17 protein-coding genes are annotated in these 25,946 nt (G+C 58.2%); 10 read left to right on the top strand and 7 right to left on the bottom strand.

Annotated elements, in window-relative coordinates:
• The first annotated feature begins 48 nt into the window (after positions 1-48).
• Positions 49-1,320, top strand: coding sequence for a LysR family transcriptional regulator (locus tag ABEG21_RS26140; protein ID WP_347558504.1), 1,272 nt, complete (start codon positions 49-51; stop codon positions 1,318-1,320).
• 61 nt (positions 1,321-1,381) lie between these two features.
• On the opposite strand, the gene ABEG21_RS26135 is transcribed toward ABEG21_RS26140, so the two are convergent.
• From ABEG21_RS26135 to ABEG21_RS26125, 3 genes are read right to left on the bottom strand one after another with little or no spacing between them, the layout of a single operon-like run.
• On the bottom strand, positions 1,382-2,371 hold the full coding sequence (locus tag ABEG21_RS26135; protein ID WP_347558503.1) for a copper resistance protein B: 990 nt from the start codon (positions 2,369-2,371) through the stop codon (positions 1,382-1,384).
• The gene (locus ABEG21_RS26130) at positions 2,368-4,338 is read right to left on the bottom strand and encodes a copper resistance system multicopper oxidase (RefSeq protein WP_347558502.1); all 1,971 of its coding nucleotides are present in this window, start codon (positions 4,336-4,338) and stop codon (positions 2,368-2,370) included. The genes ABEG21_RS26135 and ABEG21_RS26130 overlap by 4 nt, the downstream gene beginning before the upstream one ends.
• Positions 4,339-4,342: 4 nt before the next feature.
• The gene (locus ABEG21_RS26125) at positions 4,343-6,973 is read right to left on the bottom strand and encodes a heavy metal translocating P-type ATPase (protein WP_347558501.1); all 2,631 of its coding nucleotides are present in this window, start codon (positions 6,971-6,973) and stop codon (positions 4,343-4,345) included.
• Between the two features lie 303 nt (positions 6,974-7,276).
• On the opposite strand from ABEG21_RS26125, the gene ABEG21_RS26120 reads away from it, so the two are divergent.
• Positions 7,277-9,037 (top strand): glycosyltransferase family 39 protein, encoded by a 1,761-nt coding sequence (locus ABEG21_RS26120; RefSeq protein ID WP_347558500.1) that lies wholly within the window; start codon positions 7,277-7,279, stop codon positions 9,035-9,037.
• Positions 9,038-9,499: 462 nt separating this feature from the next.
• Here ABEG21_RS26120 and ABEG21_RS26115 read toward each other — a convergent pair whose 3' ends face one another.
• Positions 9,500-11,407: a phage integrase family protein gene (locus ABEG21_RS26115; protein WP_347558499.1), complete on the bottom strand. Its 1,908-nt coding sequence runs from the start codon at positions 11,405-11,407 to the stop codon at positions 9,500-9,502.
• Positions 11,408-13,845: 2,438 nt separating this feature from the next.
• Here ABEG21_RS26115 and ABEG21_RS26110 point away from each other — a divergent pair.
• Complete coding sequence (locus ABEG21_RS26110; RefSeq protein ID WP_347558498.1) at positions 13,846-14,496, top strand: AAA family ATPase; 651 nt, start codon at positions 13,846-13,848, stop codon at positions 14,494-14,496.
• A gap of 12 nt (positions 14,497-14,508) precedes the next feature.
• Positions 14,509-15,654: a ParB/RepB/Spo0J family partition protein gene (locus ABEG21_RS26105; RefSeq protein WP_347558497.1), complete on the top strand. Its 1,146-nt coding sequence runs from the start codon at positions 14,509-14,511 to the stop codon at positions 15,652-15,654.
• Positions 15,655-15,740: 86 nt separating this feature from the next.
• On the opposite strand, the gene ABEG21_RS26100 is transcribed toward ABEG21_RS26105, so the two are convergent.
• Positions 15,741-17,117 (bottom strand): replication initiation protein, encoded by a 1,377-nt coding sequence (locus ABEG21_RS26100; RefSeq protein ID WP_347558496.1) that lies wholly within the window; start codon positions 17,115-17,117, stop codon positions 15,741-15,743.
• 1,633 nt (positions 17,118-18,750) lie between these two features.
• Here ABEG21_RS26100 and folE point away from each other — a divergent pair.
• The 3 genes from folE (at position 18,751) to ABEG21_RS26085 (ending at position 21,797) form a co-directional block, all read left to right on the top strand.
• A complete protein-coding gene (folE, locus tag ABEG21_RS26095; RefSeq protein WP_347558495.1) occupies positions 18,751-19,356 on the top strand; it encodes a GTP cyclohydrolase I FolE in 606 nt (201 codons plus the stop codon).
• Between the two features lie 78 nt (positions 19,357-19,434).
• Positions 19,435-19,953: a metallophosphoesterase family protein gene (locus ABEG21_RS26090; protein ID WP_347558494.1), complete on the top strand. Its 519-nt coding sequence runs from the start codon at positions 19,435-19,437 to the stop codon at positions 19,951-19,953.
• Positions 19,954-20,636: 683 nt separating this feature from the next.
• Positions 20,637-21,797 carry a porin gene (locus ABEG21_RS26085; protein WP_347558493.1) on the top strand — a complete coding sequence of 387 codons (1,161 nt, stop codon included), beginning with the start codon at positions 20,637-20,639 and terminating at the stop codon, positions 21,795-21,797.
• 321 nt (positions 21,798-22,118) lie between these two features.
• Here the strand turns inward: ABEG21_RS26085 and ABEG21_RS26080 are convergent, their stop codons facing one another.
• Positions 22,119-22,916, bottom strand: a complete 798-nt coding sequence (locus tag ABEG21_RS26080) for a TetR/AcrR family transcriptional regulator (RefSeq protein ID WP_347558492.1) — start codon at positions 22,914-22,916, stop codon at positions 22,119-22,121.
• Between the two features lie 422 nt (positions 22,917-23,338).
• Between ABEG21_RS26080 and arsC the strand changes: the two genes are divergently transcribed.
• Together arsC and ABEG21_RS26070 are read left to right on the top strand one after the other, a co-directional pair.
• Positions 23,339-23,677: an arsenate reductase (glutaredoxin) gene (gene arsC / locus ABEG21_RS26075; RefSeq protein WP_347558491.1), complete on the top strand. Its 339-nt coding sequence runs from the start codon at positions 23,339-23,341 to the stop codon at positions 23,675-23,677.
• A 125-nt stretch (positions 23,678-23,802) separates the two neighbouring features.
• Positions 23,803-24,585, top strand: coding sequence for a 2-keto-4-pentenoate hydratase (locus tag ABEG21_RS26070; RefSeq protein WP_347558490.1), 783 nt, complete (start codon positions 23,803-23,805; stop codon positions 24,583-24,585).
• A gap of 97 nt (positions 24,586-24,682) precedes the next feature.
• On the opposite strand, the gene ABEG21_RS26065 is transcribed toward ABEG21_RS26070, so the two are convergent.
• On the bottom strand, positions 24,683-25,027 hold the full coding sequence (locus ABEG21_RS26065) for a DOPA 4,5-dioxygenase family protein (protein ID WP_347559112.1): 345 nt from the start codon (positions 25,025-25,027) through the stop codon (positions 24,683-24,685).
• 183 nt (positions 25,028-25,210) lie between these two features.
• On the opposite strand from ABEG21_RS26065, the gene ABEG21_RS26060 reads away from it, so the two are divergent.
• Entirely contained in the window at positions 25,211-25,918 is a 708-nt protein-coding gene (locus ABEG21_RS26060) for a histidine phosphatase family protein (RefSeq protein WP_347558489.1), read from the top strand.
• Positions 25,919-25,946 lie beyond the last annotated feature (28 nt).

Here is a 25,946-nt window from a genome sequence, read left to right as displayed (position 1 = left end):
CTTCTCATCGATCAAGCGATTTTGCCGCTATCAGGAGTTGTTTTCATCGTGCCCCCTGCCCTTCGTAAGCCCGCGCTAGCCGCCGACGAGCCGACCAACCTGGTCAAGCTTCAGATCGCCTTGCGCATCGGCGAGACCGGAAGCGCGTCGGAAGCGGCGCGGACCTTGTTCCGCGCGCAATCGGTCATCACGCGGGCGGTGCAGGAGCTGGAGCGGACGCTGGGGGCCTCGCTTTTCGAACGGGGCGCCAATGGCATGGTGCCGACGGCCGACGGCAAGGTGGTCCTTGCGCGGGCGACGCGTGTGTTCGCCGAGTTGTCGATGTTGGCGCAGTGGTGCGCGGTGCGAAGAACGCGCACGCGACCGATCGGTCCGGCAACCGCAGACAGGGTGCCCGCGTATCTGCTGAACGCGCGCCGCCTGCAGTTGTTGATCGCCCTGGCCCGCCACCGCCACATGCCGACCACCGCCGCCGCAATGCACGTCACTCAGCCGGCTGTCAGCCATGCAATTAAGGTTCTGGAAACCGGCGCGGGACTTCCGCTGTTTCATCGGAGCGGGCGGGGACTGCTGTTGACGACGGAGGGCGAGACGGTCGTCCTGCATGCGCGGCGCGCGCTGAACGAGCTACGCCATATCCGGGACGACCTTGCCGCCTTCCACGGCAGTGTGCAGGGACAAGTGGTCGTCGGCGCATTGCCGCTCGGGCGTACATTGATCCTGCCCGATGCCATCGCACTGCTGAGCCGCGATCATCCCGGCGTTCGCATCGTCACGGACGAAAGCGCTTACGAACCCTTGGTCGTCAGCTTGCGCGCCGGTGACGTCGATTTCATCCTGGGCGCGTTACGGCCCGCAGACCCGAATTCTGGCCTCGTCCTGGAGCCGCTGATCAGCGAACCGCTCACGGTGCTGGTGCGGCGTGACCATCCCCTGCTAGCTAAGACGGGACTGCGGCTGGCCGACCTGACGCATGAACGCTGGATCCTGCCGCGATCGCACGCGCCGGCACGGTTGCTCTTCGACGGCCTATTTACGCGAAAACGGCTGCGGGCACCGCAACCCGTCGTGGAAACCGCCGACCTCGCCGTGATCCGGGGCCTGTTATTGAAGACCGATATGATCGCCGCCTTGTCCGCGCGGCAATTACATTTCGAGCGAGAATCGGGCCAATTGGATGTCCTCGATATCGTCGATATGCCGGCACGCGAAACGCATCGGCAGATCGGCTTGACGCTCCGCGCTGCAAGCGAGCCTTCGCCTGCGGCAGCGCGCTTGATCGAAGCCATCCGGACAGCGACGCGGGCCCATCCCGCATGACCTGATATCGCTTATCGGCGCGCGACCATCGATGCGCCGACCGATGCGTTAAGCGCTAGCGTCAGAACCAGATGCGCACGCCCGCCTGGATGCCGATGTCGTTGACACTTACCCCGTCTCCACGGGCCATCGCTGCCGTCTCTCCGATCCGCCGCTGCCAATTGATGCCGATATACGGCGCAACCTTGCGCGACACTTCATACCGCAGCCGAAGAGACGCCGTGATATCGGACAGCCCCGCACCGACCTCACGCGCCGCGTCGCGCTTACCATAGGCGTTCACCTCCAACTCCGGCGTCAAAATGAGTCGTTGCGTCAAACGCCAATCGTACTCGGCACGGGCCCATAAGGCAGTTCGGCCCGATGGCCCGGCATAGGCCATCGCCGACACATTGAGAAACCACGGCATCGTTCCCTGCAGGCCGACCATGCCCCAATAGCGCGTCGGACCCGCGCCTAAATCAGTGCGCATCCCGAGCAAGCCATTCCAGTATCGATCGAGCGCATGGCTCCAGGCGGCCTCGATGCGAACGTCATCCCATCCGCCACGAATGCGCTGCCCCTCGCTGCGAACGAAGAGCCGATTGAAGTCGGTACCGACCCAGGCCGACATATCCCATTCCACACCCGAGACGCCGCGCACGCTTTGATAGCCGAGCTGATCGAAAAGGATCTGATGATGTATCGCATCGTCGTGCATTTCCATGCCGGGCATCGATACGCCGACAGCGGGATTCGCCATCGGCACCGGTGACGCGGTTTCCGGGAGGATGATATTGGCCGGATCGGACGCGGGCGCAGAACGCGGCGATGACGATGACGATGACGGTGCTGGCGCAGCCTGCATATCGGACATATCGCTCATGCCGCTCATGCCGCTCATGCCGCTCATATCGTGCGTCGATGAGGAAGGCGTGCTCTCTGATGCGGCGTTCGCCGACATCGACGTGGCGAGGACACCGGCGCATATCAGTGCATAGGGCAACGTCCGCAGAAACAGGGGAGGCTGACGTCGTGTCTTCTGCAAGCGGGTTTTCCGTAGTGTGTTCATGCCACCACCACCTTGCGAAACATCCCGGCTTCCATGTGATACAGCAAGTGACAATGGAACGCCCACTGCCCCGGCGCATCCGCGGTGACGAGGACCGACAACTGCTTTGCCGGCTGAACGTTGATCGTATGCTTGCGCACGAGGAAGCTGCCATCCTCGGCTTCCAACTCGAAAAACATGCCGTGCAGATGAATCGGGTGATTCATCATCGTGTCGTTGATCATCGTGATACGCAAGCGTTCACCCGGATAGAAACGATAAGGCGGCGCCTCCGAATATTTGAGGCCATCGAAGCCCCAGATAAACCGCGACATATTTCCGGTCAGACGGATGGTCATCTCCCGCGACGGTGGGCGCGGATCGAGCGGCCCCCCTATCGTATGCAGATCCGAATACGTCAGGACACGCCAATTTGCAGGGCGCTGCCCGTCCTCTGGACGAAGGCGCGCGCCAGGGTCGTCCAGACGCGTCGATGGCGATGCCACGCGCATATCGACCTGCACACCAGTATCGAGCGCCGCGGTCGCGCCCCCTCCGCCATGTGACGCGCCACGCACGCCGGCCGCCGCATCGTGCTGCATCGGTGCCGCGTGGTGCGTCGGTTTGCTTGGGTGCATGTCCATGGTTCCCATGGATGCCATGCCGGTCATCGACGCATCGCGCGCGTGACCGCCGTGCCCCGTTTTGCCGCCGTCCATTTTCATGCCTGACATCGACATGGCGCCCATCATGTCTTGCGAGGCAAGCCAGGTTTTCGCGCCAAGCGCTGGCACCTCCGCGCGCATGCCGGCCCGCGGTGCAAGCGTCGCGCGTGCATAACCGCTACGATCGATCGACTCGCTGAATATCGTGTATGCACGGTCATCCGGCATCGTCACGAGGACATCGTAGGTTTCGGCCGTTGCGATTCGGAACTCGTCCACTGCGACAGCGTCCACTTGCTGTCCGTCCGCGGCAATCACGGTCATTTTGATACCGGGAATGCGCACATCGAATATCGATGAAGCACTGCCATTGATGAAGCGCAATCGCACGCGCTCGCCCGCCTGCGCAATGCCGGTCCAATTCGCCGCCGGCGCCATCCCATTCGTCAGATAGGTATACGTTTCACCCGATACGTCCGCGAAGTCCGTAGGGTTCATGCGCATGGTATTCCACATCTTGCGCTTCGCCAGCGCTCCACGCAGTCCCTGCGTCTGTACATCCTGAAAAAACGCCGGCACAGTGGGCAACTGTCGATTGTAGTAATCGCTGTCGCCCTTGAGATTGGCCAGGATCGATGCAGGATTCTCGTCGGTCCAATCGCTCAACAACACGACGTAGTCGCGATCCGGTTTGACCGTGTCACCATCACGCGGCACGATCACGAGCGGCCCATAGAGCCCGACCTGTTCCTGATAGCCGCTATGGCTGTGATACCAATAGGTCCCTGCCTGACGCACTTTGAAGCGATACGTAAACGTTTCACCCGGTGCGATGCCAGGGAAACTGATGCCCGGCACCCCATCCATTTCATACGGCAAGATGATGCCGTGCCAGTGAATCGATGTCGGTTCGTCGAGGGTATTCGTCACGCGCAACGTCACCGTGTCGCCTTGGCGCCATTGCAACAACGGCGCCGGCATGCCGCCATTGACGGTAATCGCGCGCCGCGTCTTGCCGGTGATGTCGATTGGTGCGGAACCAATCCGCAAATCGAAGTGATCGCCCGATAGCGGCGGCGCATACAACTGCGACTGCGTCGCGGCGGCAGACGCGCTGGATGGGGCCGTCGATGATGCGCCGCCCGCCAGTGACGCGGCGCGTGTCGTCACGGCCCAACTGCCTGCAAGAGAGGCTGCGGCAGTTGCTGCCACGCCTTGCACGAACCGGCGCCGGTTCAGCGGCGCGACACCTGACGGCGCGTCGCGATGGTATTCGGCCAAATCGGCCTCGGCTCCGAAACTGCCGCGCGAATGAAAACCCATCGACCTACCCTCCTCGATTGCCTGGCAGCGAAGTCTTCGCTGCCAGCGGAAGCGCCGAGCGAATAAACCGCAATCGCAAGGCATTGCTTAAAACAAAAACAGACGACAAGGCCATCGCCGCCGCCGATAAAACCGGCGACAGCAATGTGCCGAAAAAGGGATAGGCAAGCCCCGCGGCCAAAGGAATCAACAGGACGTTATAGCCGAAGGCCCAAAGCAGGTTTTGATGGATGTTACGCATGGTCGCGCGACTGACGATGAAAGCGTCCGCCACGCCGTGCATGGCGCCGTGGGACAAAATGACGTTCGCGCTTTCTATCGCGACATCGCTACCGGAACCCATCGCGATACCGACGTCCGCTTCCGCCAGCGCAGGCGCATCGTTCATGCCGTCGCCTACGAAAGCCAGGGTTCCGTATTGCTTGCGTAAGGCGTTTACCGCCGCTACCTTGCCATCGGGCATCACATCGGCGCGAATCTCGTCGATACCCAACTCAGCGGCCACCGCCTGCGCCGTGGCAAGCGCATCACCCGTGATCATCGCAATACGGAGCTGTTGCGCACGTAGCGCCGACACCACCGCACGCGCTTCCTTGCGAATCGGATCTGCCACCGCCAGCGCACCGATCACGCCGCCATCGATCGACACGTACAGCACCGTCTTCATCTGCGCACGCCATTCGGCGGCGACGGCCAGCAAGCTGTCATCGCCCAGCGCGCTGCCGGGATCCGACTGCGCCGGCAGATTGCATTGACGCGCCATCCAGGCGATGTTGCCTATCGACAAACGGTGACCGTCTATGGTTCCTGCCACGCCCTGCCCTGTCTCGGAAACGAAATCCGACACGACTGGCCAGCGCGTATCCGGCGATGTTTGCCTGGCAACGGCCGAGGCGACAACCGCATGAGCGAGGGGATGTGCCGACAGCGTTTCCAATGCACCAAGCCGTTCCCACAGCAGCGCATCGTCGACTTCTTCGCTCCAATGAATGTCCGTGATGGCGGGCTGTCCCCGCGTCAACGTCCCCGTCTTGTCGAACGCGACGATCTTGCAGGCCTGCAAGCGCTGCAACGCATCGCCCTGCCGAAAAAGCACGCCGAGCCGCGCGGCTCTTCCCGCGCCGACGATGATCGACGTCGGCGTCGCAAGGCCCATCGCGCACGGGCAGGCAACGATCAATACCGCCACGGCAGCCGCCACGGCAAAGGAAAGATTCGGGCCCCACACGACCCATGCGATGAAGGTCAGCAAGGCGATCGCAAGCACCACCGGCACGAATATCCCGGTGACGCGATCCACTTTTTGTTGGATCGGGAGCTTTGCGCCTTGCGCCCTCTGCACCATCGCGATGATCCGGGACAGCGTCGCTTCCGCACCGATACGCGTGACGCGAGCGCGTAACATCCCATCGCCGTTCACCGTTCCGCCGGTGAGGTCCGTCGCACCGCCAAGGCGTTTTTCCACCGGCATCGGCTCACCGGTCAACATGCTTTCGTCGACATACGATGTCCCGTCGATCAATGCCGAGTCCGCCGGGACGCGTTCGCCTGGACGAATGAGAATCGCATCCCCCACAACGAGCGACGCAACGGGAACATCACGAACCGACGCGGCTCGACGATGATCCGGCTCGGAAGACTGATCCTGCGCCGCCTCCCCCTGTTCGTCGATCCGATGTGCGGTATTCGGGCGCAGGGCAAGCAATGCGCGAATCGCGTCCCCGGTGCGGCCTTTTGCGCGGGCTTCCAGATAACGGCCTGCCAGGATGAAAACAACGATCACCGCCGCCGCTTCGAAATAAAGATGCCGCGCCGCTTCGGGAAACCAGTCCGGGCGCACAGACACCAGCATTGAGTACCCCCATGCCGCGCCAGTACCGATCGCCACCAAGGTGTTCATGTCCGGCGAAAGCCGGCGCAATGTCTGCCACCCTTTACCGAAAAATTGCCGCCCGGGACCGAATAGCACCACGGTACTCAGCACGGCCTCGATCATCGCCAGCGTCGTCGTGCCAAGGCGCGCGGTCAGCGCCTCCATACCGGGGATGCCCAAATGGCCGCCCATCTCGACAAGAAAGACCGGCAACGTCAAAAAAGTCGCCAACAGCAGATTGCGACGTTGCTGCGCAATCTCATTCGCTTTACGGGCCGCTTTCACTTCGGCGTTGTTTGCTTGCACAGGTGCGTTGATCGCCCCGCTCGTCGCTGCCTCGGTCCCCGCGGTGGATCCGCTGTCATGAAGGGGCCGCCCCAATTCGGCGGACGCATCGAGATGGGACACCGCGCCGGCGTCAGTTTGTGCAGGCAGGTTTGCTGGCGCCGATGCGTCCGGTTGCGCGCTGTGTGGTACGTCGCCGATTTGCGGTTGCGTGGGATAGCCCGCCGCCGTGCCCGCTTCGGCGATGCGCGTCGGTTGAACCCGCGACGGATCGTAACGAACAAAGGCCGTCTCACTCGCCAGATTGACCGTTACATCCGCGACGCCAGGAACGGCCTGAAGCGCTTTCTCCAATCGACGCACGCAGGACGCGCAAGACATCTCCTCAACGTCGAATAAGGTCTCCTCAACCCCTGCTGACGCAACTACTGCCTGGGCTGCCCGTTCGACGAACGGATCGCTGCGGTCTTCCGCCATGATGGCTCTCCCTGATGTCACTATGTCGGAGACGATAAACCTTACTATCATGTGAAGGTCAAGCACTCGAACGGCGATCAGTCTGGGAAAAAGAGCCGAAGCGGGCCCCTTGGCCGCATGTAGAATACTGCGGCGACTACGCGAACATCGCCCGACGTTAGCGCCTGTTTAAGTCACTCTTAAGCACTGCTGCGATAGCGTTTCATCGGCACGAATCACCCTCATTCGCTTCGTCACCCAGCGCGTTCGACTGTCACGACCGCCCGTCTCACATCGCTCATTGAGCCAAGCCTGGTTTTTCCCATGCATGTTCGTTCTCTTCGTTCCGACCCCCTCGCGATAAGCGGCACCTTGCTCGTCTGCCTGTTGATCGCTTTCGCTGTCGTCTGGTTCGCGCCGTTGGATCTCCGACACGTCGTACCCAACGATGAAGGCCGCTATGCGGAGATGGCACGCGAGATGTTTGTCACTGGCGACTGGGTCACGCCGCGCTACAACGGCTATAAGTATTTTGAAAAGCCGCCACTGCAGACATGGGCGAATGCATTGACATACGCCTGGTTCGGTATCGGCGATTGGCAGGCGAGGCTTTATACGGCGTTGACGGGATTCGGTGGCGTGCTATTGCTCGGCTATACGGCAAGCCGTCTCTATGGCGCGACGATCGGCTTCTATGCGGCGACGATTTTGGCCGGCGCTCCACTGTGGGCAGCGCTGGGCCACTACGATACGTTGGACATGGGCCTGTCGTTCTGGATGGAGTTGGTCATGTGCGCGATGTTGCTGGCGCAACATGTGTCGGCAACAGCGGGGCAGCGTCGCGGCTGGATGCTGGTGTGTTGGGGGGCGATGGCCGGCGCGGTTCTGTCGAAGGGATTGGTTGGGATCATCCTGCCTGGCGCGGTACTGGTGCTGTATTCCTTGGCGAGCGCCAATCTGCGTGTTTGGATGCGCCTTCATATTGTGAAGGGTTTGATCGTTTTCTTCGTGATTACGCTGCCGTGGTTCATTCTGGTACAGAAAGCCAATCCGGAATTCCTTCATTTTTTCTTTATCGTTCAGCAATTCCAGCGCTATCTGACAGCGGATCAAAACCGCCCGGGCGCCTATTATTATTTCGTGCCGGTCATGCTGGTGGGTTTTCTGCCCTGGCTCACGCTCGCCTTCTCTCATTCCCGCACGCTGTCCGTTTGGCGACATCCGATAGACACCGTGCGTGCGACGCTCTCGGCATGGCGCAGTACAGGCCGCGATGGGTCGATCGATAGCGCCGGGTTCGCGGCCATCTGGGCCGTCTTCATCTTCGTATTCTTCAGCATGTCGCACTCGAAGCTGGTGACCTACGTGCTGCCGGTCGCCCCGGCCGTGGCGCTGCTGCTGGCCCTCGGCGCCGCGTCTATTTCCGCTGCGCATTGGCAAAAACATCTGCGCGGCTTCATGGTGTTCCTGGCGATTGCAGCGCTTGCCTCATTCGCGTTGCGTTTTATGGATGACCGTCAAGGATCCCGCGACGCATACCAGACGTTTCAGTGGTGGGTTTTGGGCGCCGTCGTCTTCTGCGCGCTGATGACGTGGCTGGCCATCCGACTCGCGCGGTCGCCACGCGGCATGTCGGCATCGTTCGCCGCCGTTGCGGGCGGCTGGTTGGGACTGTGCCTGATCGCCGGTTCAGGGCATGAAGCATTAGGCGGTCCGATGTCCGGCGCTGCGCTCGCACCGACAATCAAGGCCGCATTGGCGCGTACCCCGGCGGATACCCCGTTCTACGCCATCGACAGGCTCGACCATACGCTGCCCTTCTATATGGGGCATACGACCATCATGGTTCACGGGACCGACGAATTGGCGTTCGGCGTACAGGCAGAGCCGGAGAAATGGGTTCCGACTATTGCGGAATGGGAGACGCGCTGGCGTGCGGCGCGCTATGCATTCGCATTAATGAAACCCAGTCAATATCGAGAATTCGTCCAACAAGGCGTGCCGATGACGGTTGTCGCGGCGGATCGGTGGCGCGTCGTGGTGGAGAAACCATCCGACAGCCCTGCCAGTGCCTCGCAACCGTGAGGCAGCGGCAGCATCCAGACATCGTGCCTGCGGTCGCAGCTAACCGCGTGTCCGGTCCGTTAAAAATGGCATAGTGTTTGCGTAAAATTCCGCGTCCCCGGCGACGTTTCGGCGGCCCGTATTACGGCAACGCCGGACGCGACACGCGGATCGCCATGCATCCACGCGGCTGGGCCGATTCGCCCCGGTTTTGACCATCCCAGGTCGCTATGAAAAATTCACAAAAAAATCATGGAGCTAAACCGTTCGCACTAGGTGAATCAACAGAGATATCCACAAAATCTGTGGATATCTTTTTGACAAGTGCATAAGCTGCCCGATTTAGCAATCACTGCTGGCACGCGTTGTTTGATTGCACGTCGTCACGCAACCCTTTTAAACCGGGGAATAAGGTTACGTAGCATCGCCCGGTGCATTCACATGCTCGGGTTTGGATGCTAGTGCGCCCCGCGATATGCATATTTAGGCGACATCGGGATTGCGTCGACACAAGGCCTGATACCGCGCGAACACTCGAGCCAGGGTATCGGCGGGCAAGGTTGCCCGCGGCGCGCTCAAATCGAGCCCGGTCGCCGTATGACGTACGAAAAGCGGACTCTCGGGATCGACCGGTCCTTGTTCCACCTCGCGCAACGCGAGGTATGCTGCGCGCGCTTCGCGTAGCGCTTCGTTGAATGTGTGCTTGCCGCCTGGCGCCAGCGTAGGCGACGTCGCGCTACGCAGGGACAGCAAGGCGTCGAACTGACTCAGCGTAAGCTCGGCAATTTCCGACAGTCGACATTTGCTGACTTCCCGAACGCGTGCGAGCAGTCGCATCCTGGCGAGATGAATCGCCAATAGCGGCCGTCCTTTACTATGCTTGGCCGTCGCTTGCCCGTCGTACGGCACCGCCTGCGCGACGGCGATTGCTACGGAAGGGAAAGGCACACGCGATTCGAAAGGATTGCGACGCACCGTACCGGCTGCGACAAGCGGCGCAAATAGCGCTTTCAGAGCGCGACGGGCAATGCGTACGGAAGCGTCGCTGGCCGGACCTTCGAAGGGGCGCCATGTCGGCAAGCCTCGTTCCACTTTCGGCCCGCACCAATCGGCATCCGGCGCCTGCATGAAGGCAAAATAAGCCTGTACATCCTGGTCGGACAAATTCTGAACCGCGACCTGTCGATGAAGCGCCGCCCACAGCAGCAGACGCTCGGCCTGTAGTCGGAACGCCCGATAGGTGCTGGCAACAGGCTTATATCGCGCGAGCATTTGCAGAATCAGGTCGCGATCGGCGGCGATCCGGTCGTCCTCGGGCGTGAAATATTCGAGGGCGGCCAGATGCTCGCTGGTCACGCGCCGCGCCGCAGCCACCGATGCGCTCCACTGCCGACGCGGGCTCGCGGCATGACGGGCGATTTGCGCCCCGAGATCCCCCGCATTCATGGCGAGCCAATCCCGGAGCCGCTCGGCGGCGCGGCGGCCGACACGCGGCACATCCCGATACCAATGGAAGCCGCGTCGATTGATTAAGGACAGTAAATCCGCGACGGTGTTGATGTCCACCGCCTCCAAGCGAGCGGCCAACGCGGGATCGATCCAGTCACCGATGAAGTGATGCAGACGCGGCGGCTCGACGAGCGTGGCTTCGAGTCGATCCAGTACCTCCCGGCGACGCGTGCGGAGCCGCTGATTGCGTGCGCGCACACGCGCCGCACGCGCCGTGTGTGCGGTGTGTGCCGCGAGACGCAAGCGATCTTCGGCGTGGAGCGCAGTTTCTTCTTCCGTTCCGTTTTCGCTCGCACCGTGTCGCGCCACGACGTGCGCAGCATCTCCGGTGGACGCCCGCTGAGCAGGCGCGGCGCGATGGGCGTCGGCTTGCGCATCTTCATATAGCGCGATCAACTCCGCTTCCGAGTAGACCCCGTCAGGGTCATGCCGATCGCGAAACGCTTCCACCGAATCGAATGCGGCCTCGACCTGTTCGGTCGAGGCCAATTCCGCTGCACCGCTGGGGGGTGAAAGTTCACTACGCGCTATCAACGAGGCCGCGGTCCCGGGAGGCTGGAATGCCGTGGCGACGGGGCCGCGATCGAACGGTCTCGGAATCGCGGACCGGTCTTCCGCGTTTTGCACCGTCGAAGTAACAGCTGCACGATTCGACGGTAGCCCGACCTCTGGGTCCGAGAGCGAATCGATGAGTTTCGCCGTGGGGAGTCGCAGAAGTCGCGCACCTGCACTGTCGCCCCGCTTTCGCGCGGCGTTGGCCAGCTCATCCACTAACCAGCGCAAGGTACTCCTGGCTCGACGCCGGTCGCCGAGATTGCCCAGATATTGGTCTGCCAGGGCGCCGATATCAAGCCCCTCATAGACGCCACGAATGAACGCCATGTGATGGAGTCCGATGCGGCGGCGCTTTGAACGTTCGGCGGCGGGGGCCGGATTTGCCTTCACCGCCGCTGACATTGGGGTGGGAAGTAAGAGATCGGCCCGGTCAATGGAAACACTTTTATCCGCCGACGACGCAGTCAAAAAATACGCCCGAAAGGAAGAAGTTTCGTTCATTTCAACAAACGCGCGAAGATCTTGCCTGGGGGTGGGTCATCCTGATTCTAGAAGTGTTATCAGCCTATCAACTTTTTCTGATAAACCTTGATCGAATACTACCCTGTTCTTTAAAGTTGCGCAAATACAATCACTTAAGGGCATTTCTCTGACGACGTTTCTTCCCGAACTGCGATGACAGACGGTGAAGAAAGGCATGATTTCTGACCCGCGTGATCGACGCTCGCACTTGCTTGTACGGCGTCCGGGAGCTGTGGGCGGCAGTTGATGCGCGATCAAGAGGGACGGATTTCTTTAGCGGATGGGCTCGTTTTGCCCGCCAAACGATCACCGCGGGGTGGGACGGTTTAGTCGACGTTAGGGCCGTTTCTATCGGTCCCGCTGTTAATCGCGGCCAGCGTCGGGGGAATGTACGTAGGCCGCCGGCGTTTTCCTCGGCGTGCACTTCCTCACGGAGCATCCGAGACCTGGTCGACCCACCGAGCCTTTGCATACAGATAGGTTCTTTGGTAAGCCGGCTGTGGCTTCGCGAACATCAGCAACGCGATGGATTGGCCTTTTTATACTAACAACTAGACGATCGAGGGACGTCCCCAGGCAAGATCGTAGCTCCCAGCGTGTTCGTTTATGCAATCGTTCCCGCAACACGTAATGGTCGAGAGACGAATTCGTCTGCCGTGCTGCTACAGTCGATAGATGACCAAAACATTAATTACGGTCGAACCTCCCGCGGAATTACGATAAATTATTTTACAATTTATTTTGATTTTGTTTTGGTCGTGTTGTGGTGAGTTGTGGCCGACTTTCTACGTAGAAACTCGCTGGGCCGGGTCGTTCAGTATCGGTTTGCTATGCTTTGGCACGGGCGCCGCAACGAGCGACTAAGTTGACTGCCGTTCTTTGTTTTCGACGGCCAGCACCTCGTTTCCTGGTCTCGGATGTTTCTGCTCGATGCGACGCGGATCGACGTTATGCTCCAACTTTCTACGTAGAAAGTCTCTGTCTCGTCCGGCTTATCGCCCTTGAGTTTTACTGTCAATCCAGCAATGCTTATTTCCACACGGTGTCGTTCGCTAGCCCGAATGTTCGTGCCTTCAGCGTCGCGACGCTTAACTAACCACGATGCGCTGCCGCTCGCGAACGTTGGAGAAAGTCCAAATCACTGCAAACATGCGATGCCATGTCCAGCTCAGTATCGCCGCGCCTGGTCGAACGCCGGAGTCTCGGGCTTCTTTCACGCAGCGCGGCGAGCGCCGATGCAGAGGCAACATAGAGTTGGCTTAAAGCTTTCGAGATGCGCTAGCCATGTAATTTTGCAAGGAATGACGGCGCCGCTGATTTGAGTGCGTTAGCGAGCGCGGACGTCATGCCTACTTTCTACGTAGAAAGTAGAGGCCATATAACGTCGGATTCGCTCAGGTGGACTTTCCAGAGCGAGCGCACGTCTAACTGCACAGTTTCTTACTGAAATAAACCAACAGCCACAGCGGTCGCTCATGGCATATGTGGCATCGGCCGAACAGACCAGACGTTGAGTCGCCACTAGCGCATCCACCGAATTTATTGACGTATCGCTGCAAAATACGTTTTCTAGGTTCGCCTTACGCTCTCCGACGGTGCGCATTAAACCGCGGGGATTGCCAGACCGTCGTTTAAATCGGCGTTGACGTACTGGCGTCCGTTTATATATAACTTCTGCCCGTCAATGGGTCGGTCATATTGCCCTCATCATTGTGACTCCCCTGCCGTTGTACAACTGGCTCGACTTGTAACGTCTGCATTAGGGCTTCTCGTTGTCGATCAACGCTGCGGCTGATGATTGTCGGTCGCATCGCAAGCGGACTTTCTACGTAGAAAGTCCGCTTGCTCGGAACGATAACCACTTTAAATGTCTCCCCTTTCTCGGCACCGAGAGCATCCAATGTAAAAACCAAATACGCGGCAAGCGTTCTCGCCAACCTCCCGCAACAACATCTTCCAAAACACACGACGGCCATCAACAGCGTCGACCGTAGTCTCGTGATGCCATCACTCCAAAAGGGAGCCTAACTGGCAAAATCGCCTTTTTCTCCAAACCGCATCTGGCATCAACAAGATTCCCAATGCTTCGCTGTTAGATCGATTGGCTTATAGCTAAAAGAATGACCAAAAATATAACAATTCAACTAGTTTTATTTGATTAATTTTACAAAAGATAGGTACAATAACCGTGGCGACTTTCTACGTAGAAAGTGCGGACTGGCTAGGCAGGAGACGATCGAAGGATGGCAGCGAAAATCATTACGGTGTTCAACCAGAAGGGCGGAGCAGGAAAGACGCTCGTCAGCTGTAACCTCGCGGAAACGCTCGCACTACGCGGGAACAAATCCCTTCTCGTCGACCTAGATCCACAGGGTACGGCAACGATCTGGGCCTCAATGTCTAGCGAAGATCGACCAGTAAAAACCACTGCCATCAATCTCAGCATGATGGCGGCAGCGGCACATCGCGAGATTCGGAAGTTCGTGTCGGATTACGACTTTATCGTGATCGATTGCCCACCTGCCATTCAGTCCGTGGCGCCTTCGGTGGCCCTGCTCGTATCTGACCTGGCGCTCATCCCTGTCGGCGGATCTGGCGGCAACTTGTGGGCCATCGAGGAAGCCAAAAAATTGGCAGCTACCGCCATGGCGAACAATGAATCCTTGAAAGTTCGGACCCTACCGAACATGTACCAGAACATCTCGATCGTTAAGCAGGTGTTCCAACATCTGGCCGAAGATCCTACTGTTCCGATGCTCAAGTCACGGCTGGGGCTCCGCGCGGCGTTTAAGGAAGCAGAAACAACGGGACAGTCGGTACATACGATTTCAGGTGGCAAAGATGCTGTCCGCGAAGTCAATGCACTTGTTGACGAAGTTCTGGCACTTCTTTAAGGAAAAATTCGAATGGCTGGTAAAAAAAATTTTTCTGGATCACTCGTTAAAGGTATTACCCGTGACGGTGTAATGCGTGCGTCGCTTGACGATCGATTCTCTCGTGCGGAGCAATTGATCACCGCAAAGCCAAATGGTTTGCTGTCAGCGTCACCGATCCACGACGTCTCCAGCGTTGATCAAAACAACACGCCTGCGCCCGCAGTCGCAGACGACACCATCGCGGGCCGCGCCGGCCACGTGGCGTCACCGATACCGCAAAGCACGGCGGACGTCGGCCCGACGCACAGTGGCGGGATCGCCGATCGTCTCGGCGAGTTGTCCGCTAAGGGCGTGAAACAGCGATTTGTCAGCCTTCCCATCGAGATGCTGCAGAGCAACCCGCTGAACAGTCGCAGTTATTACAATCCCGAGGCCATCGAAGCACGCGCGGTTTCAATCCAGAAAGAAGGGCAACTGGTCCCCGTACTCGTGACGCCCGATTCCCGTCAACCGGGGAAATATCTGCTGATCGACGGCCACTACCGCCGGCTAGCCATGCAGTCCATTGGTCGGAAGCAAATGGATTGCTGCATCCTGGAAGATCTACAGCCGGTGGACTTCTATCGACTGTCAAAAGCGCTCAATCACGAGCGAGAAGGGGAGACGGTCCTTGATGTCGCGCTTGGTTTGCAAAAGCTGAAGGACAATCAGATTGCCAACACCGATGAGGATCTGGTGTCGATTGCTGGCGAGAACGCAACAAAGATCAGCAAACTGCTGTCGCTTCTAGAACTGCCGACCGCCGTCAAAGAAACAATCCAGGAACACCCGCAGCATTTTGGGATCAACACCGCCTACGAGTTGACCTTGTACCAAAAGGCCAGCGATACGCGGATGACGGAACAATTGGCGCGCCGGATCGTAGACGAATCTTTGACGTTCCGTAAAGTCGAGTCGATCCGGAAAAATGCTGAGCTCGGAAAACGTCCCAAAAAACAGCTCTCTCGCCAATACAAAATCGTGGCAAGCGACGGACGCGAACTTGGGACACTGAAGGAGTGGGATTCCGGGCGCGTGGTCCTGGATATCAAGTTCAACGATCAGAAGCAGCGCGACGCCTTGTTGAACGATATCAAATCGCAATTTGGCTTGGATGGTGCCTCTTTGATCGCGTGATCGGCGACCCTATTTTCGTCGATGCAGAAGCGCGGGCTCAATGCATCGCATCGCGCGTACCATAGCGTTTCACCTATCCCGCATTGCTAGGTATTGTCGTCGTCCCGTTCGGTGCTTGAGTGCACCGACGACGCTGCTCCACTGAGCAGGAATTGCAGGAGATCGCCATCACTGGGTTCGCCCCAGGTCGCTTGCGCGAGCCAGGCGAAAAAGCTCTTCTCCGCCACGACCGACGGCTTGCGAGATTTCGAAATTTTCAACTGCTTCAGTGACACGCTATCGTTGTAGTCCGACAGCAATTGCGTCTGGTCTTCAACGGCAAGCTCGTTGAAATACGATTTCGCCAAAGGCAGGCGGTGCGCGATATAGCGTTCTTTCAGCTCCGTCGGCGACAAACCGGCTGCACCCGCTATGTTGCCGGCAGAATCACCATTGGCCGCTTTACCATGCGTATTCACCTCAGTGGCCTTTGGCGCCCGTGTCGCGCCGGCGCTTCCCCAGCCTTGCGATAACGCACGTCGGAAATAAGCCCCGACATTGTCGACGGGCGGCGCATTCCGTTTGCCCATCCGTTCTTTCAAATAAGCGATCGCCTGCTGCACGCGCTCGATCCCATATTCATTCAATAGCTTGCGTGCTTCCGATGGCAGTACACCCAATTTCGTTACCGCCTGCAACGTCACTGGATCGACATCCTCTTCAACTTTGGCTTCCGGTTTGCGCGTAATCGTGAACTGCACTTCCGCGACGGAGCGACCGTTCTTGTACTCGATCAGCTCCACCGAGTGATCGGTGACTTCATTGACTTCCTTCATCGCCGGAATCAGGATCCGGCTTTTGAAAATCTTGTATTCGCGATAGGAGCTTTTGTTCGAATCCTGGCCGAGGAACAACTCCCGAAACGTCTTGACCGGAATCCGCCCGGTGCGTCCGATGCCTTCGTAACGAACGACGTTCTCCCACAGCGTCAACGAATGTCCCCGCTTGAATTGACGCGTGATCCGCATATCGATCATTGCGTACATCACCGGATTCAGCAGGAGTTCACGAATCTGATCGGAGAAGTTATAGCGCAAGCGAGAGCCGTCGATTTCCGCCCCGGAAAGAAGGCCGGATGCCTTCCAAATGCTGCGGCTGTCGGGCATCAAATGATCCCAATTGACGACCGTGCCGACCAAGGAATTGATCGTTGCTTTTACGTAGTTGCGGTTATTGCTGTTAAGACCGACATCGTCGATCAAGTTGCGTAGCGAATATTCGAACGTCAGCCGCTGATCTTCCGCGTTCTGTGCAATCGCGTTTTTGATCAGCGCATTGAACATCTTCGCTTGCTGCAAAGTGATAGCACCGGACTTCGGCGCAATATGAACCGCCTGGACCGCTTTCTTGAATGGCTCCGGCGGCTCCGCCGCCTGGAACAATGCGATCTGCGTGTCTTTGCTCGCTCGACTGCCGCTTGCCATGAACTGAACCCCAATATCCGCGTTGCCGCGCGTCCTCTGGCGCGGCCAAGGTGACATTATCACCGAAATCATGTACCAATTGGCATGAATCGCGTTCCTGAAGGTTCAACCATAGACATTCACCTAACTGCGGTCACCGAGCCGAATAAAATTTCTATCTATATGATAATAATAGAATTTAAATATAAAACCCTATAAGAAGGAGCGCAGGAGAATCTTGCGGGAACCGGACCATACGCATGCACCTTATCCAAAAGCAATCATCCGCGGCTGCCCTTTCGCATTGCACGACGACACTTCGGCGACAAGCAAAGCGCGCATCTTGTGACCATAGACGTTCACCTTATTCTCCGCGACGAGCAGCAACGAAGCAGACCCCATCAAAACGTCCGTATTACCTCATAAACAAGGACAGGATCAGGGGCAAATTGGCCCTTGTCGCGACGTACCATGGATATGCACCTTTCAGAGTGAACGGCAGCGTCGCCTCGGAAAACGAAAACTTCGTAGAGCAATTCAGCACGCTTATGCAACTTAAAAATGACACACACTGTGCCCCGCTTATCGATATCTAAGATCGGCACGGCATCGAGCGTCATCTCACACAGCAAGAAAAGCTCAGAAAAAACCGATGTGATTCAGAAAGCCGCGGAATAGCGCACTACGCCGCCAAGCAAGGGGCCGAGCGCGCTAAACGCGTGAAATTCCCATGTGCGTACCATGCGCGTTCACCTTTTGCCCGTACCACGGATGTTCACCTAAAAGAGCGTGCAGCACCGTCTTACGGGGCAGGGGGCGTTCGCATAAGGAAAAACACCGCTTCAAACAGCGGCGTAAAACGACCATAACCGTTCACCTATAGGCCGAACCATAGCCGTTCACCTTAAAAACCCCTCTTCAATCAATAATTTAGATGAGAAATCAGCCGTAAGCCTATGATTTAAATATTTTTAATTAAATTGAAGCAGCGTACTAAGCTAGGAATGGGCGGTCTCAACCATTGCCATGCACCCATAGCGCTAAGCGTCTTGCAACGAAGGAACTGGCGATCAACGCGAAGAAATATTCCTAAGCTATTGTTTTTAAGTCTTTCTTTGCATAGCGCGGAGCGGAAGGTGAAGGGTTATGGTTCTATCCGAGAACACACGTCCGGTTGTGTTTACCTTAGACACTTTACTAGTTTAGTAAACCTTTAGCCGCGCCAAGCATATGATTTCAAACACGAATACCGTCTATAGGTGAACGTCTGTGGTAATGACGGTTACCTTGCATGGTCGAAAGGAGCTGTGGATATGGTAAATAGGTACACAGCGGTGGTCCGGAAGGGGCTGTGTATATGGTTGAAACGTGCATGTCCATGGTAATGACACGAAAACCAATGCGTTTTGAGTCGATGGCAGTTAGTCCCCAAACGGTGCAATGCGATGGGAGGCGCAAGTGCTTGACCATAGACATGCACCTTAGGTTGCTAGGAAACATGGTGGGCGCGAATGGGCGGGGTCGGAGTAGAATAGTGCCCTTTAACCGCATTGCGTTTGCGTGTGGGGCGGGTGCTGCCCGAATCGGCCGCGAGCCCGGCTGAGGGCTGCCAGGGCACGTCGGCGGCGGGAATAGATAGCAAGGACGGATGGGCATGACAGACACAAGTAAACCGACGCGGGAAGAAGCGGAGCAAGCGGTACGGACTTTGATTCGCTGGGCCGGCGACGATCCGGATCGCGAGGGCTTACTCGATACGCCGGCGCGTGTCGCACGCTCGTACGACGAATTCTTCGCGGGCTATGCGATCGATCCGGCGGCGTTGCTCGCGACGACGTTTTCCGAGGTCGATGGCTATGACGAAATGGTGGTGTTGAAGGACATCCGTTTCGAGAGCTATTGTGAGCATCATATGGTGCCGATTATCGGCAAGGCGCACGTCGCCTATCTGCCGAAACAACGCGTGGTAGGACTGTCGAAGCTGGCGCGTTTGGTCGATGCTTACGCCAAGCGATTACAGATTCAGGAAAAGATGACGGTGCAAATTGCCGACACCTTGAATGCTACGTTGGAACCGAAGGGCGTTGCCGTGATCCTTGAGGCAGCGCATCAATGCATGTCGACGCGTGGCGTGCATAAAGCCGGCGCAACGATGGTGACAAGCCGAATGCTGGGTGCCTTCCGTGACGATCCGTCGACCCGTCGTGAGTTTTTGTCGATCGTGGGCCAAAGCGCCTCGATCCTCGTACCGCACGCTTGAGTCGTTCTGCTCGCCAAGCGTGATCGCGCGGGCAATGCAAGATCCACTCTGCATGGCCACACCACCCCTGCCAAAGCGATGACGCGCCCACTGACGATTGGCCTGATCTCCGATACCCATGGCCTGCTCCGTGCCGAGGCCGTAGCGGCGTTAGCCGGTGTGGATCATATAATCCACGCAGGTGATATCGGTTCTCAAGACATTCTCGCGCAACTGTCCGCGATCGCGCCGCTCAGCGCGATACGCGGGAATAATGATGACGAAGCGGAATGGGCGCAGGACCTGCCCGAAACGCTGGAATGTCGATTCGGGGCGTGCAGAGTCTACGTCATCCACAGTGACAAGGATCTCTCGTTCGACCCGGCCGCCGCGGGGATACAGGTCGTCGTCTCAGGCCATTCGCACAAGCCGCAGGTACACCACCATGGTGCGGCGCTTTTCATCAATCCCGGGAGTGCGGGGCCGCGCCGCTTCAGCCTGCCGGTGAGCGTGGCGCTTCTGACCCTGACGGACGACGGGGCGCACGCCGAGATCGTTATCCTCGATATCCCTCCAAGCGCTTCGCGATCGCGATCAAAGACGCCGCTGGATCGCTAGTCAATCGACTCCTGCGGGATTTTCCCACCCATTAGCTTCATCTCGTTTTGCACCGTTGCACCTTCGCATCCACTACGCATCTAAAGTTCAGCAGATGCGGACTGCGCAGAATCCATGTAACAGACAAAGGTCAACGTCCATGGTCATCGTGGCGCTGCACCTGTGTGCAACGCGAACCATAGGCATGCACCTATATACCCGCGGCGGGGTTTAGCTCCGCTTTTAACGTCAGGCTCGCAGCCATTCTCAATAAAGCGCTTACATCGCGAATGCCGCTGCAGACAGTGGCGATTCGATGCCGACTGTTGCAGAACCACGTCGTGGTCGGTAAAACTTGATAGGTGTAAACCCTTGATTAAATTGCTTAGTCAATTGCACATATAGGGAGAAAAGGCCGTAGTCGCACTATGCGAGGCCTTCAAACAGGCTAGTCCTTCTTACCGTCGTTAAAAATCTGAAACGAAATTGTTAGATATAATTACTAACATATCAGAGTTATTTATGTATGTTATTGTTTTTTATAAAAAAATTATTATTTTCCAAATCGGAAACAATGTATTTCGTTTCGAGATCCAATCGTGTGTCCAAATCGAGACAGGCTTTTTTTTTAGTTTCCGTAATTGCATCGGCAAGCTATCTTTCCATCCGGATTCAACACTAAGCCGTTTGGAGAGATACGGAAAATGAAAAACAAGCTCCTGATGTCGACTCTGTCGCTCGCAGTACTCGGTGTAGCCGGGGCTGCACATGCGCAGAGCAGCGTGACGCTGTACGGCGTGATCGACACATCGCTCACGTATGTGCATCACGCTCAGGGTAGCAACAATCTCTGGGCACTGGGTAACTCCAGCGCGGGTAACCTGTCGGGTAGCCGCTGGGGCCTGAAGGGTACCGAAGATCTGGGCGGCGGTCTGAAGGCGCTGTTCACGTTGGAAAACGGCTTTAACCCGTCGACCGGTCAATTCGGTCAAGGTGGTGCGGAGTTCGGTCGTCAAGCATTCGTCGGTCTGCAAAGCGATACGGCTGGTACGGTTACCCTGGGTCGTCAGTACGATCCGGTGATCGACCTGGTCCAAGGCATTACGGCTGACAACTACTTCGGTTCGGCATTTGCGACCGCAGGCGACGTCGACAACTACGACAACAGCTTCCGCGTCAGCAATGCGATCAAGTACACGTCGGCTGTGTACTCGGGTCTGCAGTTCGAAGGTATGTACTCGTTCGGTAACGTGGCAGGCAGCACGAGCTCGAAGCAGTCGTATTCGGGTGCCGTGTCCTACGCTAACGGCCCGTTCTCGGTAGCTGCTGGCTATATCAAGTCGTTCAACGCGGCTTCGACGGCACGTGCAAACACGTGGTCGAGCTCGTCGGACGGCACGTTCGACGGCGCCATCAACGCCGGGTACGCATCGGCGCACGCTATCGGCATCGCGCGTATTGCGGGTCAATACGTGTTCGGTCCGTTCACGGCCGGCCTGGGTTACAGCAACGCGAAGTACACGAACGATGGTTCGTCGATCTTCACGACCAGCGAAAAGTACAACACCGGACAAGGTTTCCTGAACTATCAGGCAACGCCGGCAATGTTGGTGGGTCTGGGTTACAGCTACACGAAGGCTAGCGGCGATACGTCGGCGACCTATCACCAAGTGTCGCTGGGCGCTGACTACAACCTGTCGAAGCGTACCGACGTGTACATGACCGCTGCTTACCAGCACGCTAACGGTACGCAACGTCAAGCTGATGGCACGACGACGTCGGCTGTCGCATCGATCGGTTCGTACGGTTACAACGGTACGCAATCGCAAACGATGGTGAACCTCGGCCTGCGCCACAAGTTCTAAGCATGTAACGTTATAAGCCGGTGCGTCATCGATGCACCGGTTACTGTGTCGAGCACGTAGGCGATTTCGATCGACTATGTGGGATGCACAGCGCTGAAGCGCCCGTGTTCAGTATGAACCGGGCGTTTTTTTATTGCGCGCTGGCATCGGACACGCCATGACGCCGGGCACCCTATGTGCGCATGTCGCGCTAGTTATTTACCATAGCCGTTCACCTGTGCATGGCATGCGGTATGGGTGTCGGGAGATGCGCGTGAACGCGGAGCGTACCGTATCGTTGCGCCAGTGGGATAGGCTTACAAGGTATGCGCGTGGGCGCCGTTAACCGACGCGGAGTGCCGACGACAACGCCGGCTCCCATTGTAAGCGCGTGGTATGTTCGAGCATGTTTTCATCGCAAGACGGCAAATGCGACTTCAGCGCGCGCATTGTCGGCGTATCTGCCGCCTGATCGAGGATGAGATTCGCCAGCGCCTCGACATCGGTACTATTGGTCGTGACCCCTTCGATGACGGTGCCAAAGTGGACGATCAAGTCTTTGATGGTCATGCCGGGCCGCAGTAACAATTCCGACAGCATCGACGCGGTGTTTTGATTGCCGATCGTGCCTGGCAGCGCATTGAATAGTACGCGTGATCGCCAGAGCGCTTCTTCACGCGCTACCGACGGGACGCTACGAACAAAGGTATCGTCGAAACGCTGACAAATATGGCGGTATTGCTGGCTTAAAAACGTGCGGATGGTGGGCGAGGGGTCGGACGAAATTCTGAGAAAAAATGCAATGCGATTCGCCGTCTGGTCTTTGCGCGTGAACTCGCGTGCCAACGGCAGAACGATAGCGGCAATGACGTGCGTCGGACGGATTTGTCCCGCGTTGATATTTTCCAGCACGTCCAACAGGTGGCTGCGCTCGGTATAAAGCGGATCCAATACGCGCGACAACAAGGAACGGCAAAGGGCCTCTTTTGTCCCAAAGTGGTAATTGATCGATGCCAGATTCACGCCGGCACGCTCGGTGATCGCACGTAGCGTGAGGCCTTCCGCGCCTTCTCCGGCGTAGACATCCTCTGCCGCATCGAGGATTTTGTTTTTTGTGGACAATGGGTCCCGAACCGACATTCCTACCACCTCCGGAAGGGCACGATTATATGACTGGTGTAGCAATTATTATTCCAATAATACGGAAAATACGCAAATAACTTTAATTAGGGCGTACGTTTGTACACATTTGGAAAAACCAGCAAATTTGGCCACATAAGATTCGATAATCGTCTTAAATCTGGGGACGATTTTCCAACTATCGGCGAAAAACAGGGTTTTTCGGCATCTGGATCGCCGGAAGGGCACGACATAAAGGAGTGCTGCAATTTCGTCGTATTGTAGGGTTTCCACGTCGGCCCTCCTGGATCTACAATGCCTCGGCAGCGATGCGCCGCCGCACGCGCACCGTTTCCAATTTCGATCCGTTCAATATCGTAACGATGCCTACCCAATCGCCTCATTCCGCATCTCCTGCTGCCGCCTCTCACTCCGCTGATTCGGTGACGATTTACCACAACAATCGGTGCAGCACGTCACGGAAGACGCTCGCCCTCCTGTCGGAACGTGGGATCGAACCGGTCGTGGTCGATTACCTCAAAAATCCGCCAAGCCGCGCTGCACTGAAAGCGATGATCGGAAGGGCTGGCCTGACGGTACGGGGGGCGATACGCGAGAAGGAAGCGATCTATGCGGAACTGGGTTTGGCAGACGCCAGCGATGCGGCTCTGTTGGATGCAATGGTGGCGCACCCAATTCTGATCAACCGACCGTTCGTCGTGACCGAGCGCGGGGTTCGTCTGTGCCGTCCGATCGAATCGGTGCTGGAGATCCTGCCCTAAGTCCGGTCCGCGGCGTACCGGCGCGGCAAAGTGCTACAAACGCCGAAAACCATCGCGACGGGTCCATTTCCGCATGGCCTGGCGCGATAACCATTTCACTTCACGTCTCCTAGAATAAGGCGATTATGTCCGATACCCAACAAGCCGTGGCGACGTTGAGCCGCCTGCTGGCCGAAGCGCGCCAGTCCCATCAACGCATTCCCGCGGATACCGTGCTGCCGACGCTGCCGGACGATGCCGCCTGCTATGCGGTCCAGCAAGCCGTTTTCGCACTGACCGGCGAGAAGGTCGGGGGCTGGAAGATCGGCGCCAAGTCGCCTGACGCGGCGCCAGGCGGCGCGCCGTTGGCGGCGCAGGGCGTGCATAAGCCGGGCGTGGCACTCGCGCGCGATGCCTTCCCGCCCGCGGGCCTCGAATTGGAGATCGCTTTCAAGTTGGGCAAGACGTTCGTTGCCCGCGCGATGCCGTACTCGGACGAAGAAGTGCGCGAATCGATCGCTGAAATGGGCGCCACCATCGAATTGGTCGCAACCCGCTTCGCGGCCTGGCCCGATGTCGAAAAACGCGCGACCAGCGCCGATTTCAGCACCCATGGCGCATTGATTGTCGGCAACTTCGTGCCGTATCGCGACGACTTCCCTTTCGTTTCTCCGCAAGCGCATTTCCGGATCGGCGATACCAACATCGTCGACGTCCAGGTTCAGGGCAAGATCGGTAACTCCGCAGGGGATCCGCGCCGCCTGTTGTCGTGGGCAGTGAACTACGCCACCACGGAGTTGGGGATCGATGTGACGCCGGATACGGTGCTGACCACCGGCACCTTCACCGGCATGTACCTCGCGCAGCACACGGGCGAAGTGCGCGGTGAGATCGTGGGTCTGCCACCGGTCGGATTCGAACTGGTGTGAGCGAGTGTCAGCGCATGCGCTGACGGCCGATGCGCTGGCTGTCTCGCCTTAGGTGAACGGCCATGGTCATCGGGTCATGGGCCTTGCGCCCCCGTGCTTAGCCGCCTAGCCCGGCGAGACGCAGAATATGCGAGCGGCCGATCCAAACGGCACAGTCGCGATGATCGCGTAATGCATCGCCGGTGTTAGGATGCAAGAAGACATCATGTGGGCCGTGGTGCACTGTCAGCCAGCTGAGCATGGGCGCCAACTGGTCCGGCGCGAATGCCAATTGATAGCTCCACATCGGATGCGGTCCGACCGGCCGCTCGTGGAAGCGACCCATCTGCATACGCTCGCCCAGCTGCGCGATGATGGTTTCGCGGAAGTGCCACGCCGCATCACGGCTAGTCGCGTCGAAATAGACATGTGCGTGCCAGCTCTCGATGGCCGGAGTCGTCATGGAGAAGGACGCACTTGGTGTGAGGTCGTTCATAGTGGATACAAAGAAGTGATGCGCCAGACAGCCGTAGCGCGATGGCATGTACGTCCTGCCCCCCGCTTAGCGACACGTACCGCTATTATCTCCGCAACTCCCGATGTCGCGCTTTGCGCCCCGTCAGGCGCTGGCGCAGCCGCGACGTGGATGCACCGACGCCGATCGCCGATCGGTTCGAACCATGCGGCCTTGCGATACGTCCGCTGCGCGATGGCGATCTGCCTTGCTTTGGCGCTGGTGCCCGAGGCCGGTTGGGCAAGGGCGGTGGTAGCGGACGCAGCAGCGCCATCCGATGCCGCCTCGGCCATCACGCATCCGGCCGTGGAGACGATCGTGCTGATGCGCCATGGTGAAAAGCCGATGGAAGGGTTTGGCCAATTGAATTGTCAGGGCTTGAATCGTTCGCTGGCCTTGCCGAAGGTGTTGGCGAAGCGGTACGGTCGCCCGGACTTCATCATCGCCCCCAATCCTGCGGTTCTCAAATCGGATCTGGGTCGCAACTATGCGTATGTCCGCCCCTTGGCGACGATAGAGCCGACCGCGATTGCGAATGGCATGCCGGTCGACGTCTCGCTCGGCTATGAAGACAGCGACGCGCTGGTGAATCGGCTTTTAGCGCCGGAGATGGCTGGTAAGACGGTCTTCGTTGCCTGGGAACATCGTATCGCCGAGCAGGTCGCGAAAGCCGTGTTGCAACGCCTCGGCGCCTCGAAGGCGCAAGTGCCGCGCTGGGCGAGCAGCGATTACGACAGCCTCTATGTGATTCGTGTGACCGGCGATGCGGGGCAGCCCGATCGGGTCAGCTTCACGCACGAACACGAACAGCTCAACGGCCAGTCAGTCGTTTGCCGCTGAGAGGCGCGCGAGCGGCGTCATTGACGTA

The organism is Robbsia sp. KACC 23696, from assembly GCF_039852015.1.
Taxonomy (GTDB): domain Bacteria; phylum Pseudomonadota; class Gammaproteobacteria; order Burkholderiales; family Burkholderiaceae; genus Robbsia.
The sequence above is the reverse complement of the archived record's forward strand: the minus strand, read 5'-3'. Positions and strand labels throughout refer to the sequence as shown.